This window comes from Streptomyces atratus, from assembly GCF_900119365.1.
GTDB lineage: Bacteria > Actinomycetota > Actinomycetes > Streptomycetales > Streptomycetaceae > Streptomyces > Streptomyces atratus_B.
The window spans coordinates 1-1,592 of record NZ_FPJO01000094.1 but is presented as its reverse complement, the minus strand read 5'-3'; the positions used below and the strand labels follow the sequence as shown (position 1 = coordinate 1,592).

Annotated in this window: 1 protein-coding gene; it reads right to left on the bottom strand. The window is 70.5% G+C overall.

Annotation, left to right across the window (positions count from 1 at the left end; translation table 11 throughout):
- The coding region (locus tag BT364_RS38900) for a polyketide synthase dehydratase domain-containing protein (protein ID WP_177328413.1) at positions 1-1,592 on the bottom strand (1,592 nt) is incomplete at both ends.

Genomic DNA, 1,592 nt, shown 5'->3' with positions numbered 1-1,592 from the left:
TGCTCCGACTGCGCCGAACGCACCAACCCCCACACCGCAGCCGCACCAAGATCCGAAACCTCACCCACCGCACCACACGTCACCACCACCAGGCGACCGGCCGACTCATCGGACAGCCGACGCTGGAGCCGGGCGAGCACCTCGGTGACACGGTTGTGCACATCCACGACCACACCGGCGTCAGCGGCATCGGAGCCGGGGACCACCAGGACTTCGAACTCCCCCGCCAGGTCAGTGACCGGGGTGGTCGGAGCTGCCGGGGCCGGGACCCAATCCAGCCGGAACAACGAGTCGGAGCCCTCACGCGGCGAAGCCCCGTCGATCTGCTCGGCCGTCACCGGACGCAGGACGAGTGCGTCGACGCGCCCGACGGGAGCGCCGGTGCCGTCGGCCAGGTCCAGCGTCACCGCGCCGCCCCGGCCTTCCGAGATCCGGACGCGCAGGACGGGGGAACCGATGGCGGTCAGGTTCACGCCGGTCCAGGCGAACGGCAGCCCCGGGCCCTCAAGACCGGCCGGGCCGCCACTCACACCGATGGCATGCAGGGCGGAATCGAGAAGCGCCGGGTGCAAACCGAAGCGGCCCGCCTCGTCCCAGAGATCCTGATCGAGGGCGACCTCCGCGAACACCTCGTCCCCGCGTCGCCACACCGCCCGAAGGCCCTGGAAGACGGCCCCGTAACCGAACCCGGCGGCAGCCATGTCCTCGTACAGGCCACCGGTCTCGACGACCACCGCCTCACGCGGCGGCCACTCGGTGAGCGTGACAGCGGAGTGGGCAGCAGTATCGGCGGCGACGACACCGGAGGCGTGCAGCGTCCACGTCTCGTCCTCGACGCTGCCGGCCGGGCTGGAGTGGATGGCGACCGGGCGGCGGCCGTCCTCTCCCCCGGCGCCCACGACGACCTGAAGGATCACGGCACCCCGCTCGGGCATCACCAGCGGGGCCTGGATGGTGAGTTCGTCGAGCACCGCGCAGCCGACACGCTCACCGGCATGCAGCGCAAGCTCGACGAAGGCGGTGCCGGGCAGCAGGACGGAACCGAAGACCGCGTGGTCCGCGAGCCACGGGTGCGAGTCCAACGACAGCCGGCTGGTGAAGAGGGAGACGTCCTCGCCCGCGAGCGCGACCGAGCCCACGAGCAGCGGGTGCTCGGACGTGCTCAGACCGACGCTGGTCGGATCACCGGCCAGGAAGGAGTTCTTGGGCCAGTAGTGCTGGTGCTGGAAGGCGTAGGTGGGCAGGTCGGTGTGCTGGGCGCCGGTGTTGGTGTAGTACGCCGTCCAGTCGACGGAGACGCCGTGCGCATGCAGCTCCGCCACGGCGGTGACGAGCGCTTCGGTCTCGGCGCGGTTCTTGCGCAGGGTGGGAAGGAAGGCGACCTCGTCGCCGGTGGCGCAGGACTGTCCCATGGCGGAGAGGGCTCCGCCGGGGCCGAGTTCCAGGTACGTCGTGACGCCCTGGATCTCCAGGTGACGTACGCCGTCGAGGAAACGGACCGCCTGGCGGACATGGTGCACCCAGTAATCGGCCGACAGCAGCTCCTCACCGGCGAGTTCACCGCTGAGGTTGGAGACGATCGGGAACTTCGG